Annotated in this window: 15 protein-coding genes; 8 read left to right on the forward strand and 7 right to left on the reverse strand. The window is 35.2% G+C overall.

The genetic code is table 11. The annotated features are described in order from the left end of the window. Nucleotides 1-611: 611 nt before the first annotated feature. Nucleotides 612-2,573: a DEAD/DEAH box helicase gene (locus LY01_RS07410; RefSeq protein WP_104515211.1), complete on the reverse strand. Its 1,962-nt coding sequence runs from the start codon at nt 2,571-2,573 to the stop codon at nt 612-614. Between the two features lie 155 nt (nt 2,574-2,728). Beyond that, the gene (locus tag LY01_RS07415) at nt 2,729-3,310 is read right to left on the reverse strand and encodes a nitroreductase family protein (protein ID WP_104515212.1); all 582 of its coding nucleotides are present in this window, start codon (nt 3,308-3,310) and stop codon (nt 2,729-2,731) included. Nucleotides 3,311-3,585: 275 nt separating this feature from the next. On the opposite strand from LY01_RS07415, the gene LY01_RS07420 reads away from it, so the two are divergent. From LY01_RS07420 to LY01_RS07450, 7 genes are all read left to right on the forward strand, one after another. Then, nucleotides 3,586-3,915 carry a hypothetical protein gene (locus tag LY01_RS07420; RefSeq protein WP_146080387.1) on the forward strand — a complete coding sequence of 110 codons (330 nt, stop codon included), beginning with the start codon at nt 3,586-3,588 and terminating at the stop codon, nt 3,913-3,915. 6 nt (nt 3,916-3,921) lie between these two features. Beyond that, complete coding sequence (locus LY01_RS07425; RefSeq protein ID WP_104515214.1) at nt 3,922-4,596, forward strand: hypothetical protein; 675 nt, start codon at nt 3,922-3,924, stop codon at nt 4,594-4,596. 129 nt (nt 4,597-4,725) lie between these two features. Next, on the forward strand, nt 4,726-5,397 hold the full coding sequence (locus LY01_RS07430; RefSeq protein WP_104515215.1) for a hypothetical protein: 672 nt from the start codon (nt 4,726-4,728) through the stop codon (nt 5,395-5,397). After that, nucleotides 5,346-6,137: a sensor histidine kinase gene (locus tag LY01_RS07435; protein ID WP_245890653.1), complete on the forward strand. Its 792-nt coding sequence runs from the start codon at nt 5,346-5,348 to the stop codon at nt 6,135-6,137. The genes LY01_RS07430 and LY01_RS07435 overlap by 52 nt, the downstream gene beginning before the upstream one ends. Nucleotides 6,138-6,143: 6 nt before the next feature. Then, entirely contained in the window at nt 6,144-6,797 is a 654-nt protein-coding gene (locus tag LY01_RS07440; protein WP_104515216.1) for a response regulator transcription factor, read from the forward strand. Nucleotides 6,798-7,377: 580 nt separating this feature from the next. Continuing rightward, nucleotides 7,378-8,916, forward strand: coding sequence for a YifB family Mg chelatase-like AAA ATPase (locus tag LY01_RS07445; protein ID WP_104515217.1), 1,539 nt, complete (start codon nt 7,378-7,380; stop codon nt 8,914-8,916). Between the two features lie 129 nt (nt 8,917-9,045). Continuing rightward, nucleotides 9,046-9,399, forward strand: a complete 354-nt coding sequence (locus LY01_RS07450; protein WP_104515218.1) for an Hpt domain-containing protein — start codon at nt 9,046-9,048, stop codon at nt 9,397-9,399. Here the strand turns inward: LY01_RS07450 and LY01_RS07455 are convergent. After that, nucleotides 9,396-9,824: a DUF4268 domain-containing protein gene (locus tag LY01_RS07455; protein WP_104515219.1), complete on the reverse strand. Its 429-nt coding sequence runs from the start codon at nt 9,822-9,824 to the stop codon at nt 9,396-9,398. The genes LY01_RS07450 and LY01_RS07455 overlap by 4 nt on opposite strands. Before the next feature lie 118 nt (nt 9,825-9,942). Between LY01_RS07455 and mnmE the strand changes: the two genes are divergently transcribed. Next, nucleotides 9,943-11,379 carry a tRNA uridine-5-carboxymethylaminomethyl(34) synthesis GTPase MnmE gene (gene mnmE, locus LY01_RS07460; RefSeq protein ID WP_104515220.1) on the forward strand — a complete coding sequence of 479 codons (1,437 nt, stop codon included), beginning with the start codon at nt 9,943-9,945 and terminating at the stop codon, nt 11,377-11,379. Between the two features lie 159 nt (nt 11,380-11,538). On the opposite strand, the gene LY01_RS07465 is transcribed toward mnmE, so the two are convergent. The 4 genes from LY01_RS07465 to LY01_RS07480 form a co-directional block, all read right to left on the reverse strand. Continuing rightward, entirely contained in the window at nt 11,539-14,415 is a 2,877-nt protein-coding gene (locus LY01_RS07465; protein WP_104515221.1) for a type I restriction endonuclease subunit R, read from the reverse strand. Then, entirely contained in the window at nt 14,408-14,857 is a 450-nt protein-coding gene (locus tag LY01_RS15390) for a GIY-YIG nuclease family protein (RefSeq protein ID WP_394340829.1), read from the reverse strand. The genes LY01_RS07465 and LY01_RS15390 overlap by 8 nt, the downstream gene beginning before the upstream one ends. Nucleotides 14,858-14,960: 103 nt before the next feature. Further along, complete coding sequence (locus LY01_RS07475) at nt 14,961-16,214, reverse strand: restriction endonuclease subunit S (RefSeq protein WP_104515222.1); 1,254 nt, start codon at nt 16,212-16,214, stop codon at nt 14,961-14,963. After that, a complete protein-coding gene (locus tag LY01_RS07480) occupies nt 16,214-17,785 on the reverse strand; it encodes a type I restriction-modification system subunit M (protein ID WP_104515223.1) in 1,572 nt (523 codons plus the stop codon). The genes LY01_RS07475 and LY01_RS07480 overlap by 1 nt, the downstream gene beginning before the upstream one ends. Nucleotides 17,786-17,855 lie beyond the last annotated feature (70 nt).

The following is a 17,855-nucleotide window of genomic DNA, read 5'->3' on the forward strand; positions in this document are numbered from 1 at the left end:
CTCTTCATCGTCGAATCTTTTAAAGATCATTTAATTATATGACTTTATCGAAACCACTCAATTAGCTTTGTGTCTATCTTATTTTTTTTAACCTACTGTTATTAAAACAATAAATCTTTTTTTTGTGCTGTCAATATCTCAATGAACTCCTTCAAATACCTTAGTTAAAATCTTACTGCAAATCTTCACGACTCACTAACTGATCTTTTAACCTATCTGAAGAACATTTGCCTCGTTAAACATTTAGCTGTTTTCCTAAGCGGCTGCAAATATACAACCCCTTTTGTTTAAATTCCTAACTTTTTATTAATAAAATCGAAATAAAAATAAAACAATTAATTAATCCTTTACTAAACAACATCTTACAATATATTAAAATTAAAGAAACATTACCTCAGTTAGAAAACCCTTATAAAATAACATTATCTTCATCTCAAGGAGAAGCCAACAAATATTTATATCTGTAATACATTAATCCAAATGAAAGAGTTAAACCTGTTAATAATCCAAGTCCTTGTGTGTCGAAATGAAATTGACAAATTTTATATAATAAAAAAAATCCCATCTCAAAAGAGATAGGATTTTTTCTATGTTTAAAACTATTAAAGTAATTAGTCCCATTTAGAACCAAAAAACTTAGATCGCTTTCCTTTATTACCACCAGAATCATTAGAACCAGAATTATCTCTTCTAGGCTTAGAATCACGATCTCTAAAACTACTACCGGAACGAGAATCATCATTAGATCTAGAACTACGACCTTTGAACCCTCCGCCAGAGCTAGAACTATCATCACGACGACCTCTATGACTGCTACCGCCTCCAGAATCTCCATCTCTACGACGGCCTTTGAAACCACCGCCAGATCTAGAATCTCCATCTCTACGACCTTTGTAACCACCTCTACCGCGGCCACCATCACGTCCTCCACGATCTCTCGATTCTCTCACTTCACCTTCGTGTACGTTTGCTCTGATCTCACGTTTATTACGCTCTTGTCCATTCAACTTCTCCATTTGAGAAGCTACTTCTTCCTTTACATCCATAAAAGAATGGGCACCATCTAAAACAATACGACCTATGTCATTTCCAGAAATACCAGTTACATCACATACAAAACCTAATAACGCTCCTTTATTCACATCATCTTTGCGACCTAAGTTAATAAAATAGGTCTTCATCCCATCTTCCTTACCTCTGGATCTCGGCTTTCTTTCACGGTACTCACCTCTATCCTCGCGCGGCTTTGAATTATCATTAAGATCTGTAATAGAATTACGCTTATAAATCTTATTAAACTCTTGACTTAAAAACTTACCTATTAACTCTTCTTTAGTAACATCTTCAAGACTAGTTTTTACTTCATCAAGAAGCTCATCGCTAATTTTATCATTGACTTCTAGATCTTTTATACCTTCTGTCCATTTAGTAATACGTCTAGCAGTTATCGCTTCTAACGCTGGAATCTCAGATCTTTCAAATTTAATAGAAAGCTTACTTTCCATATATCTCATCTTACGAATATCACCTTTAGTAATAAACGCAATAGATTCTCCTTTTTTACCTGCACGAGCGGTACGACCAGAACGGTGTGTATAAAATTCTGGATCTTCTGGTAACGCAAAATGAATTACATGTGTAATGTCTTCTACATCAATACCACGAGCAGCAACATCTGTAGCTATCAACAATTTTAGATTTTTATTTCTAAAACGTTTCATAGCCGCGTCACGCTGTGCTTGTGACATATCTCCATGAAGTGCTTCTGTTGCATAACCGTTGTTATTCAACTCGTCTGCAACTTGTTGTGTATCTCTTTTTGTACGACAAAAAACTACACCAAACATATCTTGATTATAATCAAGCATTCTTCTTAGAGCTTCTGTTTTATCTCGAGCTTTAAGCTGAACAAATTGGTGAGATATATTTGTGTTTACTATGTTCTCGCGGTTGATACGTACCTCTTCTGGATTTACCATGTACGTATCTACTATCTTCTTGATCTCTCTTGCCATTGTAGCAGAGAACAACCAGATATTACGACCTACATCTGTCTTAGAAAGAATAAAATCAATGTCTTCACGGAAACCCATGTTCAACATCTCATCTGCTTCATCAAGAATCAAGAATCTCAACGCATCGAGTTTTACCTCACGACGTTTCATAAGATCCATAAGACGCCCTGGAGTTGCCACAATCACTTGCGCTCCACGTCTAATGTCTTTGATCTGACCCATGATATTTGCTCCTCCAAAAACAGGTACGACATTAAGTCTTCCCATTTTTTGAGACATCGCTTCTATCTGACGACAAATTTGTTGTGCTAATTCACGCGTTGGGGCTAGTATAAGTGCCTGCGTGTCTCTTGAGCTGGTATCCATTAACTCTAATAATGGTATACCGAATGCTGCGGTTTTCCCTGTACCAGTCTGCGCCAGACCTATAAAATCACCATCATGCTTAAGCAATAATGGAATAGCTTGCTGCTGAATCTCCGTAGGAGTTTCAAAACCCATTTCAGCAAGACCGTCTAATAACGGTTGTGATAGACCTAAGTCTTCAAAATTTTTCAAATAACTGTGTTTAATTATTTTGCAAAAGTACGACTAATAAATGAATTTTTTATTATATGGAAATTTTATAGATATAATATCGCAGTTTTAGTATAAAAACTCTTAACAACACAAGCTATTAAATTTAGACGTAAAATCATAAGCTCTCTCTCTTTTTACTGTACAAATTGTGTAAATTCTTCTATACTTTTTCTCTCTGGTACACCTAAAGAAGCTACCGCATCATTATCATAAGTACCTATATAAAAGAAACCTAAAAACTCCTCTCTATCATCTACCGTGATTTTTGAAAATTTTGACATGTCTGCAAATGGTTTAGGAGAACTCCAGTAACATCCATACCCAAGATCGTGTGTAGTAAGCCACATATTTTGCACACTCATACTTACAGCGGCTATTTCCTCCCATTCTGGTATCGACTCTTTTACATCTCTAGATTTAAAAATCAAAATCATCGCAGAGGTTACTTCTAGTTTTTCTTGAAGTTTTTTAAGTTTAAGTGGTACTGCTTTATCAGTAGATAGACTAAACTGCTCAACCATAAAGTTCCCTAAATCTATCAAGGCATTTCCTTGTAATACTTTATAACGCCATGGTTCTGTTTTTCTATGATTAGGTGCCCATCTTGCACTCTCTAAAATTTTCAATAAATCAGATTGCGGTATAACTCCATTTGTATATTGTGCAGGAAAAATACTGCGACGTGTCTGGATTAATTGTTTTAATGTCTTTTTCATGAATTAAAGATAATGGTTGTTACGCTTTCGCGAAAGCAAAAATTTAAAAACACCTTTTCCTAATACTTAAGTTGAATCAAAGCAAAGGCATTATTAAAGAGTAGCATAAATTATCCATCATATAGAACTACATTAAAATGGCTTAGTTAACATAAATTACCGTTTTCTCGGAATAATTGAAAGAGCTTGCCGAATTAGAACATAAGAATAACTTATGGAATTGTGTTTTTATTATTATTTTAGACCTGAATTATAAACCAACTAAAAGAGTAACAATGGCAGAAAACGTAGTACCATTATCAGACGCCCAAAAATGGGTAGCAAATTGGAGAAGTAGTGAAAATAAAATTCTTGGAAACACCATAAAGGCATATGAAGCTCCTGGAGTAGATTTTGCAGAAACTCTAGCAGAGTCTGGTGCGGTAAACACAAGACTGTACCTAGCAATAGACGGCAAAGGAACATTAAAAACGCTAATAGTAGGCGTTGATAAAAATGGTAAGGATATGATAGATGCTACTAAGGAATGGTTTATCTATGATGCTACCTCTACTATTCCTCCTAAAGAAGGAGATGTTAACAGTCCTTTAATGACTTTGGAATAGCTCAATATGTGGATTGAAATCTATAAATATTTATTTAATTTCTATTTATTTTTTTTGCTGTTGAATATCTGCGGATATTCAGCAGCAATATTTTTAGGTGGGAAAAAATTTATTCCTATTTTATTGTATTTAATGGGTGCGTTGATGGCTGAAACAGGCACTTATTTAATTCGAGAAGATATTATTACAATATTCGGTGAGGTTACCAATGCTCCTTTCAACACCTTATTCTTAACGATACAGTTTCTAAGTTTCTCGTATTTTTATAAAACAAATATTAAAAACATCTGGTTTCAAAAGTACTTTTACATAATTTTTTGCATGATAAGTGTAATCGCCTATTCTATTTATATCATTGATTTAAATACTTTTATGACTCACAATCCATGGTTAAGTTTTATTACTCTACCCTTTCTTTTATTATTAAGTACCGTATATTTTTATGACTTATTAAAAGGTGAAAAAGGTTACATATTTATCAATATAGGTATTTATATGGTCACAAGTTCCACTCTTATTTTTCTAAGTTCTGCAACATTTTATGAAAATATAAATTATGACTTGTTACTTATTAAGAAGAGTTTACACATTACCCCTATTCTTTTACTTCATACCTTACTTTTTTATCAAATCTATCTCTCTTTTAATAAAAGAAAAGAAACAGTCATAGTGGTAAAATAAATAAATAATTTGCTATGTTTTCTATATTGCTTAAGCAGCTTCACTTTAAAACAGATTAGTTTAACTTAACAGTCCAAAAAATACAATACTTAAAATGTATTTTGATGAGGCTATCTAAGTCCAGCGCCATTGAATGAAATTTATGATATTCTAATAGTATGCTATTACATTCTAATAGGCATAAACTTAATATTCTACGCAGTTGCCGTAGCTAGTGGCTATCGTATTTTTAAATATTTATTAATTTACTTAATAACTGCAGCTAGTACAGAAGTACTTTCTAACTTAATAAGGAACGACGTTATTCTTTTTTTAGGAGAAAAAACTAATGCTCCATTTTACTTCTTCTTTATTGTTTTACAATTTATAGCCTTTTCATTATTTTATAAAAATGTCTTGCATAAAAGAAGGTTCTCTTATTTGTTAAATGCTTTTATTACAGTCATTCTATTCATTACAGCCCTTCCATATCTCATAGATTATAAACTCATTATGACATTTACTCCATGGGCGGCCTTTATCACCTTACCCATACTATTATTAATGAGCACTGTCTATTTCACAGATTTATTAAAGAATAGGTATGGTTATCCATTCATTAACATAGGGATATTTTTAATGATAGGTTGTTCATTAATCAATTTTGTGACATTTCCATTTCAAGCAGGAATAGAAGATCACATTAACAAATTAAAACTTTTACTACATATACTGCCATTACTAAGTTTACATCTTTTATTTTTATACCAATGTTTACTCTACTTCAAATCTCAAATACAACCATCAACTATGTTGCGATAGGATTGATGGTTTTTATCATTTTATTCTCTGTCGGGATGGTTATTTTTTTCTTGCTTTCGCGAAAGCGGATAACCAAAGCAGATCTAGAGGTAAGAGATACTAAAATTAAAGCTCAGGAAGATGTCATAGAGGCAACTTTATTAACTCAAGAGAAAGAACGACATCGTATTGCGAGAGAATTACATGATGAGATAAGTGCAAAACTTAATGTTATTTCTTTAAACACAAATTTACTTACTGATACTACCTTAAGTAAAGATGACCGTGATTTACTGCTAGATCGTATTCAAAATGCTACTGCAAAAACACTAGAAAATGCTCGTAGGCTAGCACATGATTTATTACCACCGGTTTTGGAAAGATTTGGTTTGTGCCAGGCGCTTACAGAACTCGTGGATTCCATACATAACGATCAATTAAAAATAAACTTTGATTGCGATTGGGATGAGTCTGTATTAACCTCTGACCAGCAGCTACATACTTATAGGATAGTACAGGAATTATTCAATAACTCACTCAAATATAGTCAGGCAAACCATATCCATCTATCGCTAACTACAAGTAATGTAAAAAGCATGGTTTACCGTGATAACGGTATAGGTTTTCAGGAGAATACTGGGAAAGGATTAGGGACTAGTAACATTAACAGTCGTGTTTCTATTTTAAGAGGAAGTATGACATTAGAAACCTCTATTAATCAAGGGGTTTTATATACCTTTGAATTCCCAACTAACCCCTAGATACTTATGATTAACCTTGCTCTAGCAGACGATGAGACCTTATTTCTAGAAACATTGAGTTTTATGCTGAATAGAAACGCTCATTTCAATGTCCTCTTTACCGCAACTAACGGTCAGGAAATGATAGACCAGCTTAATGACTGTGTTGTGATGCCTGATGTTATTATTACCGATTTAAAAATGCCTGTTCTTAATGGTATAGAGGCTACTAAAAAAATACACAAAGACTTCCCTGGTCTTAAAGTGATTGCTCTATCTAGTTATGATACTGATGTTTTTATTTCTAACATGTTAGGTGTAGGAGCGGTTTCTTACCTAGTAAAAAACTCTAAACCAGAAGAGGTGTACAAAACTATTAAAGAAGTACATGAAAAAGGATTTTATTATAATGAAAAGCTACTGGCTATATTACATGAGAATTCACAAAACCAAAACTTTAAGAAAAGTGCTCTAGATAAAAAATTAATCAGCGACAGGGAAAAAGAAGTATTAGAATTAATTTGCAAGCAACACACTACTAAAGAAATAGCAGATTTATTATTTATATCTACTCGTACCGTGGACAGACATAGAGATAGTTTATTAGATAAAACAGATAGTCGCAACGTTGCCGGTCTGGTAGCATTTGCTATTCAAAACAGTCTTATCAACCTTAAATAAAACATGTCGTTCTTAAAATGGGTATTTATACTCATGTGTAGAATTACAAATCGGTATACATTTACAATGTAAATAAAAATGATTTTAAGTGGTAGTTCAGGGGACCACTTATACATCAAGAAAAAAGTTTCATTGTAGGGAATGAGATTTAAATGGGACTTCGGTCCCATTTTTCATTTACTAATACCATTAGTTATTTATTGATTCTATTGCCTCATTCTATATCTACATCCATAGATCTACTCCTGCTAAGTGACTGTTACAGATTAATTTAACCATTCATCTAAAACATAGCTAGTTACTAGAGTTATGTTATGTATAAGATGGTAATATGCCTTTTTTTAATCTTATATTCGTCCTAATATTGAATGTATAACGAGTAGAATTAGGGATTTACATGTTATAAATCAAAATTACCAACTTCTAAAAAAAGTTGAAAAATGGAGCCAAGGCTCCATTTTTTTTCTTTAAACTGCTTTTTACAACTTTTTAACTGATTATTCATTAAAACGTTATCAGACAGTTCACAAACTTTAAAATTAAGCACAACTTTCTTACATTTAGGAAATAAACCAACTTCATGCTTACAAAAGTTTATGGTAGTGCCGTTTTTGGCGTTGAGGCTACTACTATTACCGTAGAGGTAAATGCCGATAAAGGAATAGGATACCACCTAGTAGGATTACCAGATAAAGCAATAAGTGAGAGCTCTTATCGCATCACTGCTGCTCTTAAAAATGTAGGTTATAAAATGCCTGGTAAGAAACTAATTTTAAATCTCTCTCCTGCCGATCTTAGAAAAGAAGGTAGCGCATATGATCTACCGCTAGCATTAGGAATACTTAATGCATCTGGACAGATCACTACCGACCTTTTCAAAGACTACATTATCATGGGAGAATTATCCCTAGATGGACAGCTACAGCCTATAAGAGGCGCATTACCCATTGCTATTAAAGCCAGAGAAGAAGGTTATAAGGGTTTTATATTACCCAAGCAAAACGCTAGAGAAGCTGCTATAGTAGATAATCTAAATGTCTATGGAGTAGATAATATTCTAGAAGTCATAGAATTTTTTAATGGTGAAAAAGAACTTGAACCTACCGTGGTAGATACTAGAGATGAATTTTTCCAAGCACTAGAACATCCAGAATTTGACTTTGCAGATGTAAAAGGACAAGAATCTATTAAAAGATGTATGGAAATAGCGGCTGCAGGTGGACATAACATTATATTAATAGGACCACCAGGTGCTGGTAAAACGATGTTGGCCAAAAGATTACCATCCATCTTACCTCCCATGACACTACATGAAGCACTAGAAACTACAAAAATTCATAGTGTCGCAGGCCGCACACAAGAAAAGGCAGGATTAATTGCCCAGCGACCGTTTAGGAGTCCGCATCATACGATATCAGATGTTGCTCTAGTAGGTGGTGGTGCTTATCCACAACCTGGAGAAATATCGTTAAGTCATAACGGTGTTCTATTTCTAGACGAGTTGCCAGAATTTAAACGCACCGTACTGGAAGTAATGAGGCAACCACTAGAAGATAGAGAAGTAACTATTTCTAGAGCAAAATTTACAGTGACTTATCCTTCTAGCTTTATGTTAGTGGCTAGTATGAATCCTAGTCCTGGCGGTTACTTTAACGACCCTAATGCACCAGTACAAAGTAGTCCTGCAGAGATGCAACGATATCTCAGTAAAATATCTGGTCCACTACTCGACCGTATAGACATACACATAGAAGTGACACCAGTACCTTTTGAAAAATTAACAGAAGAACGACTGGCCGAAAGATCTACCGTAATTAGAAAACGAGTTACTGCAGCGAGAGATTTACAAACTGCACGATTTAAAGAAAGTGAAAAAACACATTATAATGCACAAATGACGGTTAAGGATATAAGAAAACACTGTGTACTCGATGCAGCAAGCAAAGAAATGCTCAAAAATGCTATGGAACGTTTAAATCTAAGCGCCAGAGCATATGACCGTATTCTTAAAGTAGCTCGCACGATTGCAGACCTAGATGCGGTGGAAACCATAAACGGCACACATATAGCAGAGGCTATCCAGTACCGCAGTCTCGATCGAGACGGATGGCTAGGTTAACCTTTTATATTAAACATCGATAAACGGTGGCTTTAATCACTTTTAACATAAGTAATTGACTATTTTTTCAAGCCATTTAACAACTTTAGTTAATTATTTTTTTTATCTTCAATCTTAAATCAACTCCATATGTCTACAATTACTTTACTACCTTTAACAGATCTTAGAGAATCTTTTGATGACGATAAGGATATTCTAGTATCCGTACTAGATATGTTTATGGAAGAAGTGCCCGAAGATTATGAACTCCTCAAGCAACAAGTTAAATCTGGTAACTATACAGCTGCAGGTATGCAGGCACACAAAATAAAATCTAGTTATAGGACACTAGGTATTAATGATATGGCTAGCATATTACAAGAGATAGAAACTCGCGCAAAAAAAAATGAAGATATCCCATTGATAAATAGTTTACTAGAACAATTTAGTCAAAACTATGATCAGGTAAATGAACAAATACTTTATACTAAAGAAAACCTTTAGGCCTCGATAAAGTCTTTGTATTCTATAAAAAAGGCCTCCATTCTATCCATATATTTAAAAAAGAACTCATAGACTTCTGGCCAGTCCGTTTTTTTCTGAATTTTTACGCCCTCGTGCATGACAAAAATACGAGATATAATCTTGCCAGACTCTAGCATATAAGCATCGTCATAGATAAGGTCGTTACTTACCTCTTCTAACATGACAGCCTTTAAACTTATAAATTTATCATAGTAATACGATCTAATAAGATCGTCATCATGGGTAATATCTATAGAAACCAAAACTCTACGGTCTTCAAATGAATACTTGAGCACCACATCCTTTAATTTTGTGTCGTACAACATCCACTTGCGATCATATCGTTTACCGAACATGGTCCAGAATTGTTGCCTTACGTTTCTTGCTTCTTCTTTTGAGTACATTTTGCAATAATACGGGATTTTACATCTTAGAATTTTTGAATTACTCAACTTTTAGAGAATAAATGAATCTGTGCAAATTTTAAGCAGGTAACTCCTCGCTTATTTTTACCTTTACCATATGTATAAAAATGATACCATTGTTGCGCTTGCCACTCCTGCAGGAACAGGCGCTATTGCTGTTATAAGACTATCAGGACCAGACGCACATGTTATTGCAGGTGCTATTTTTGTTCCCGCTTTCGCGAAAGCGGAACCTACACCATCTCAGGAAACCTATAACCATCTAGGTGCAAATACCGTCACCCTAGGTCACATATATGATGAAAATCGAGTAATAGACGAGGTTTTATTAACCAAATTTGTTGCTCCTAGATCCTACACTGGTGAGCATGTAGTAGAAATATCCTGCCATGGATCTATTTATATACAACAAGAAGTCATAGCCGTATGCCTTAAAAAAGGTGCTCGCATGGCACAAGCAGGTGAGTTTACTTTACAGGCTTTTTTAAATGCAAAAATGGATCTATCACAAGCAGAAGCTGTGGCAGATTTAATTGCGAGTGAAAGTGAAACCGCACACCAGATTGCGATACAACAAATGCGTGGTGGTTTTTCTGGAGAATTGAAAGATTTGAGATCTCAATTACTCAACTTTGCTAGTTTAATAGAATTAGAGCTAGATTTTAGTGAAGAAGATGTCGCCTTTGCAAACCGTGACGACCTGCGCAAATTATTGAGTACAAGTCAGCAAACGTTGCGCAAATTGATAGATTCATTTGCATTAGGAAATGTCTTAAAAACAGGTATTCCTGTGGCCATAGTAGGAGAACCTAATGTGGGTAAATCTACTTTATTAAATGCTTTACTTAATGAAGATAAAGCCATAGTTAGTGATATAGCAGGTACCACACGAGACGCGATAGAAGACGAGATCAACATAGAAGGAGTACGTTTTAGACTTATAGATACCGCAGGAATAAGAGAGACCACAGACGCTATAGAAGGTATGGGAATAGAGCGTTCTTATGCCAAAGCTGAGCAGTCTAAACTGGTACTCTATCTACTAGATGCGACACAATTAAACACCTCACCTAGAATTATGCACTGTTTATTGCGCATACAACTCATGAGAGAAAAATTTCCTGATAAACCTCTAGTGGTTATCCTGAACAAATTAGATCAAATTACCGGTCTAGAACATGCCGAAATCACTAAACAAATAAGCACCAAATCACCAGATACCATTCTTATATCACTAAGTGCCAAATCACGTACAGGCGTAGAAGAATTAAAAACCGCGTTAGTACAAAGTTTTAATAGCGGTGCACTATCTCAAGATGAATCTATAGTAAGTAACGCAAGACATTATGATGCTTTACAACAAGCTTACAGTTCATTAATAGAAGTACAAGAAGGAATAGAAAACGACATTTCTAGCGAGTTTCTAGCCATAGACATACGCGCCACAGCAGAGTCTCTAGGCATTATCACCGGAGAAATAACCAATGACGAGTTGCTTGGGAATATATTTAGTCAGTTTTGTATTGGGAAGTAAGGGCACACTTAAAAGTGATGTTTAAAATTTAAAATGAGACCTAACTTATATTTAAAATATAGTTAGGTATTATAACCTATTACCTACAGTTATGTAAAACAGTAGGTTATAAGAAACATCGATATAGTTTATAGTCTGGTATTAATCTTATAAATCTAGTTACCCTGTCATTCCCTGCACAAAAACTTGTACAAATTCTCGCATCTTATCGAGTATGCGCTCACCTATTTCACGAGCTTTTAAAATACTAGGTCTATTATCTAAACATTTAAAAATATCATCGCGCAGTGGTTCTCTACCATAATTAGTGTAACTTTCTATCAGTGCTTTAAACTGCTTTTGATCTAGTTGCTCTTCTTCACACATTTTAGAGAGTGCCATGATTTTTTCATCATGCCAGAAACGTTCAAACTCATCTTGTATCGCATCTATATCACTGATGTGTGGTAAATTTTCTTCTATAAATTTCTCTATCAGTTCGCGTTTGCTACGCAACTCAATATCTCCAGAAAGCATGTCGATGATCGCTTTCTTTTGTGCTGCGGCATCACTTGCTTTTGATTCTTTTAATTGTGCCAGTAATTGTAAAATATAGGCAACATTTATTTGATCACGGTGAATCAACTCTAGCTCAAAATCAATATCGTCTAGAATAGATGTCTTTTGTTTTGCTTGATCATTTTTTACCTTTTCATTTAAGTCCAGATATTTACCTTTATAATCTTCAAAGGTTTGCTCATCCATTCCTAAATCTTCCCAATCAAAATCGGTATAAGATTCTAGGACATTCTTTGCTCGTAACAAACGTCTAAAAGCCATAACAAAAGCGAGCTCATCATCTTCACTTATTAAATCATCGACGCTTTGATAAGTAGGTACTATTTCTAATAATTCTATTAAAGCATCGTCAAATTTCTTTGCGATAGATTCATATGGTGGTAATATGATTTCTTCTATCGCATCTTTGTTAGAGAACAAGGTTATTGCTTCATCTGTGGCTTTTTTAAGATTTCTAAAAGCCAGTATATTTCCTTGTGATTTTTGTTCTCCTAAGATTCTATTAGTTCTAGAATAAGCCTGAATTAGACCATGGTATTTTAAGTTCTTATCTACATAAAGTGTATTCACTTTTTTGGCATCAAAACCTGTGAGCATCATGTTTACTACAATAACTAGATCCAGCCTATTTTTATCCTGAAAGTTTGTTTTCTCGCGTTCTTTTAAGCGCTTTGAAATGTCTTTAAAATAGTTCTCAAATTGCTGACTGTCTTTCGTTGAGTAACTAGTGCCGTACATTTTATTATAATCAGTGATGTATTCGTCTAGCTTTTCTCTAGAATGACTGGTTTTGTATTGTGGCTCAGGTTCTGCAGCCATCGGTAGTTGTTCATTAGTTGCTGGCAAGTTATCTTGTGCGTCTTCATCATCTTCATTAGTACCATATGAGAAAATGGTGGCAATGCGCAAATCGTGTAAACCTTCTTCTTTTTTACGCTTAAAAATGTCGTAGTACTTGATTAAAGTATCAATATTACTTACCGCAAATAAAGCCGAATAATCTTTATTAAACGTCTTATGACTATGATAAGCAATGATGTAATCTGCAATTTTTTCTAATCGTTTAGGGTCTGCAAACACCTCTGCTTTATCGATGTCTTCTACCTCTATATCAATAAAAGTATTGCTCTTGCGTTTGTATTTACCGATGTACTCTATCCCAAAACGCAACACATTTTGATCATGTATGGCGTCTGTAATTACGTATTTATGTAAGCATTCTCCAAAAAGATCTTTGGTCGTACGTTTTCCTAGATCATTCTTAGACGCATTCTTTGCAAAAATGGGCGTTCCAGTAAATCCAAAAAGCTGACTTTTATGAAAATACTCGGTGATTTTTTTATGTGTATCACCGAACTGACTTCTATGACATTCATCAAAAATGAAGACCACTTTTTTATCCTGTAAATGTGTTAAGCTCTTTTCATAGTTGGCTTTAGAAATCGCATTATTCAACTTCTGTATAGTGGTTAATACCAGTTTTGAATCGTCTGTAAGTTGTTTTACTAGCGATTTTGTATTATCGGTTACATCTACACTATCTTTTTTAAAGCTATTGAACTCGAGCATGGTCTGATAATCGAGATCTTTGCGATCTACTACAAAAACTACTTTATGCACATTAGGCAAGTCCATGATGATCTGGCTGGTCTTAAATGAAGTCAGCGTTTTACCAGATCCTGTCGTATGCCATATGTAGCCATTATCATTACTAGTAGCTACCTGATTGACTATTTGTTCTGTAGCATAGAATTGATAAGGTCGCAATACCATGAGAATCTTGTGCGTCTCATTATGTACTACGTACTGCGCTATCATTTTGCCTAAATGGTTGGTATTTAAAAACGCTTTCGCGAAAGCGGAAAGATCAGTAACATTCTTGTTATCTACATCTGCCCAGAAGAAGGTTTGCTTAACCGATTGTAGTTTATTGTTAGCAAGATACTTGGTATTACCGCCATTGCTTATCACAAACAGTTGCACATACTGGAATAAGGCACGAGAAGACCAAAACGAATGACGCTGGTACCGATTGATTTGGTTAAAGGCTTCTTTAATTTCTAGACCGCGACGTTTTAACTCGATTTGTACCAGTGGCAAACCGTTGATTAACAAGGTAACATCATAGCGGTTTTTATACGTTCCTTCTTGAGTGATTTGATGAGTGACCTGAAAGAGATTGCTGTTCCAATTTTCTTTATTGAAAAAACGCACATACAGACTATCACCATTTTCTCTAGTAAGTTGAAAGCGATCGCGCAAGGTTTTGGCCTTTTCAAATACGTTTCCTTTTTCTAGATGGTTGAGTATGGTTTCAAATTCACGATCAGAAAACACGGTGTTGTTAAAAGCCTCGAGCTGCTTTTTTAAATTATGGATCAACGCATCACTAGTTGTAATAGTTACTTTTTCATAACCTAAACCTACCAGCTGTGCGATCAACTGGTTTTCTAATTGTGCTTCTGATTGTTTACTCATCTCCTATAATTAAGTCCTGCCACTCAGGATTTATACTTTCTATTAATGCTATTTTCTTTGCTCTATTACCAGCTTTTAATTGTTTCTCTCTAGCAATAGCATCACCTATCATTTGATGCGCCTCGTGATAGACTAATTTATTCAAATCATATCGCGCGGTAAATGATTTAGGATCATTTTTACTTTTATGTTCTTTAACACGTCGCTCTAGGTCTGACGTTACACCTACATAAAGCGTCGTGTTATTTTTATTAGTCATTATGTAAACGTATCCTGGTTTCATATGGTCATTGCGAGTCGCGAAGCGACGAAGCAATCTGCTTTTTATTAATTCTATTTTTTTTCCGTCATTGCGAGGCTTTGCAAAAGCCGAAGCAATCTCCTGCAATACAATACCTACACTACCTTCTATTCCCTTTACGCAAGGATTTCTATTCACCATGCAACATCGCAGCGCTTTGCAGGTTGAGTGGTTGCTCACTTGCGGCAGATTGCCACGCTCGTGCCTCGCTCGCAATGACGGACTTGAAAGACGCTCGCAATGACTACACAAATAACTGCTGCAACAGCCCTTTTTTAAACACTTGTGTTTGTTCTATTTGTACTTGTACCGCTTCTATTTCATCATCTAGCGCGCTTAAATAAGACGCTATTTTTTGTTGTTCTTTTAAATTAGGTAATTTCACTTTACAGTTCCCAATTTCTCCTAGGTTTATTTTCTTTGGAAATGCTACATGTATAGTTCGCTTCCAAAGTTCATTTTGAAAAAATCTAGAAGAAATAAACTGATTCAAATATGTCGAATTAAAGGTTTCATTTTGTTTTAGAAGCGCTAGGCTTACATAAAACGATGCATTTACATCCCAATCTATTAATCGTGAGGTTCCAATATCACCAATTCTTGTCATTAAAATGTCGCCTCTTTCAAGTTTTACTCTCTTGTTTTCTTTCTCAAATACTTCATTCGTAATAAATTTTGTTTTTGAGAACTGATTTGCTGTTACATGCTCTACACTATAGAATGGAATTCCTTCTTCTACATATTTTGGAGTTTGATGAGTCCCATCATAATACTTTGCAACCTCACCCAACCGCTTCTCTTCCCAATCTGGAAAATCATTCCCATTCTCGTCCTTAAACCGCAACTCTTGAGAAAAAAGCTGCTGCATCACGCCTTTTTTATACTTTGTGAGTTGTTGTTTTTTACTGGTGAGTTGGCTTATTTTTTTATCTACTGCCGTAAGGAATGTGGCTGTTTTTTGTTGTTCTTTTAGGGATGGGAGATTGATTTTTAATCTGTAAAAATCGCTGTGATTGAGATCTGGAATCGTTGAAGTACCTGCCAATTTTAAAATCTCATTTTGAGTTTTGTAATCAGTCAAAAAATAAAAAAAGAACCATTTATTGATGCTTGAGGTGAATTTAATCTTAAAAAAATTATTGTGAAAAGCTCCTCTTACTCCTGTAACGACCTGACCAGTGTTACCGGTTCTCGTCATTAAAATATCTTCCTCAGTACACAGGACTGATTCTGTCGGATTTTTTATAAAATACTTTTTAGTTGAACCAGCTCTTAGAAATTCATTAGTTATGTAAAAAAAAGAATTTTCAACCTCTTCTAAAAATCTATCTTTAATAGCAATTTGCAGTCCTTGATTGATTTTTGTAATCTCTCCTAACTTCTTCTTTTCCCATTCTCCATCAAACTCTTTAAAGCGTAGTTTGGGTACTAAAGCGGCAGATTGCTTCGCTCGTTCCTCGCTCGCAATGACACTATTATTATTGTCTTTTGTTGCCATTAAAACGGTGTTTCTATTCCTAGTTCGTTACAAAAGCCTGCTATTATCTCATCGGTTTGTTGCATGTCGTGGTCTAGTTGCTTTATAGCTTTCGCGACAGCGGTAATATCTACCGGTTCTTCTTCTTCAAAGGTGTCTACATAACGTGGTATGTTCAGGTTATAATCGTTTTCTTTTACCTCATCGAGTGTAGCGACATAGCTGTATTTATCGGTTACAATTCTATTGCGATAGGTGTTCACGATCTCTTCTATGTGCGTGTCTTGTAATACGTTTTGCGTCTTTACTTTTTCAAAATGTGCGCTGGCGTCTATGAATAGAATATTACCAGCTTGCTCGCGATTCTTTTTTAAGACGAGAATACAGGTTGGGATACTGGTACCGTAAAATATGTTTGCTGGTAGACCTATCACGGCATCGAGGTAATTTTTTTCTTCTATGAGAAATTTCCTGATATGACCTTCGGCCGCACCGCGAAATAATACACCATGTGGTAACACGCACGCCATGGTTCCATCATCATCCAGTTGATGGATCATGTGTTGTACAAAGGCAAAATCTGCCTTAGACTTAGGTGCTAGTTTTCCATAGTCAGAAAAACGGTCGTCACTCATAAAAAGTGGGCTCGCACTCCAGTTTGCACTAAAGGGTGGATTTGCCACTATAGCTTCAAATCGTTTATCGATATGATTAGGACTAGGATTGACCAGTGTGTCTTCATTATAAATGTCAAAACGCTTGTAATGTACATCGTGCATGATCATGTTCATTCTACACAGGTTGTAAGTCGTTGGGTTGCTTTCCTGACCATAGAACTCGCCTACTTCTTTTACTTCTTTGGCCACTCGCAATAGTAAAGAACCAGAACCACAAGTTGGGTCATAAACGCTTTTGAGTTTTGTTTTATTAGTGGTAACCAGTTGTGCCAGTATTTTAGAAACCTGTTGTGGTGTATAAAACTCGCCTGCTTTTTTTCCTGCACCACTGGCAAATTGGCCAATCAAGTATTCATAAGCATCACCTAATATATCGCTATCGCTGTTCTCTAGGTCAAAATCGATACCTTCTAGATGTGTGAGTACTTTAACGATCAGTTCGTTTTTTGCATCTTCGGTCTTTCCTAGTTTACTACTAGTAAGATCTAAATCTTCAAACAGGTTGCCAAAATCGTCCTCGCTCTCGCTACCCATCGTGCTTTGCTCTATGCTCGTGAGCACATTTGCCAGATCGCCTAGAATAAAGTTGTTTTTATTACCAGAGTTGCCACGCTTTGCCAGTTCACTAAACAGCTCACTAGGTTTTAAGAAATACCCCAATTTATCCAGCGCTTCAAAACGTATCGCCTCTAGTAATTCTGTCGCCTGTGGATGTTGCTCTACGGTTTCATAATCCAGACCGTCAGGTTGCAAGATCACGTTTGCATAGAGTTCCATCTTGCGACTCAGGTATTTATAAAAAATAAAACCTAGTATGTAATCTCTAAAATCGTCTGCATCCATATTACCACGCAAGTCGTTTGCAATATTCCAGAGCGTTTGTTTGAGTATTTGTTGTTTTTCTTCTTCTGACATTTAGGGTACTATTTGTGTGTTGTAATTCCGCTTTCGCGAAAGCGAGATTTTTATTGATTATATCGAATTC

The organism is Nonlabens xylanidelens, assembly GCF_002934445.1.
GTDB classification, from domain to species: domain Bacteria; phylum Bacteroidota; class Bacteroidia; order Flavobacteriales; family Flavobacteriaceae; genus Nonlabens; species Nonlabens xylanidelens.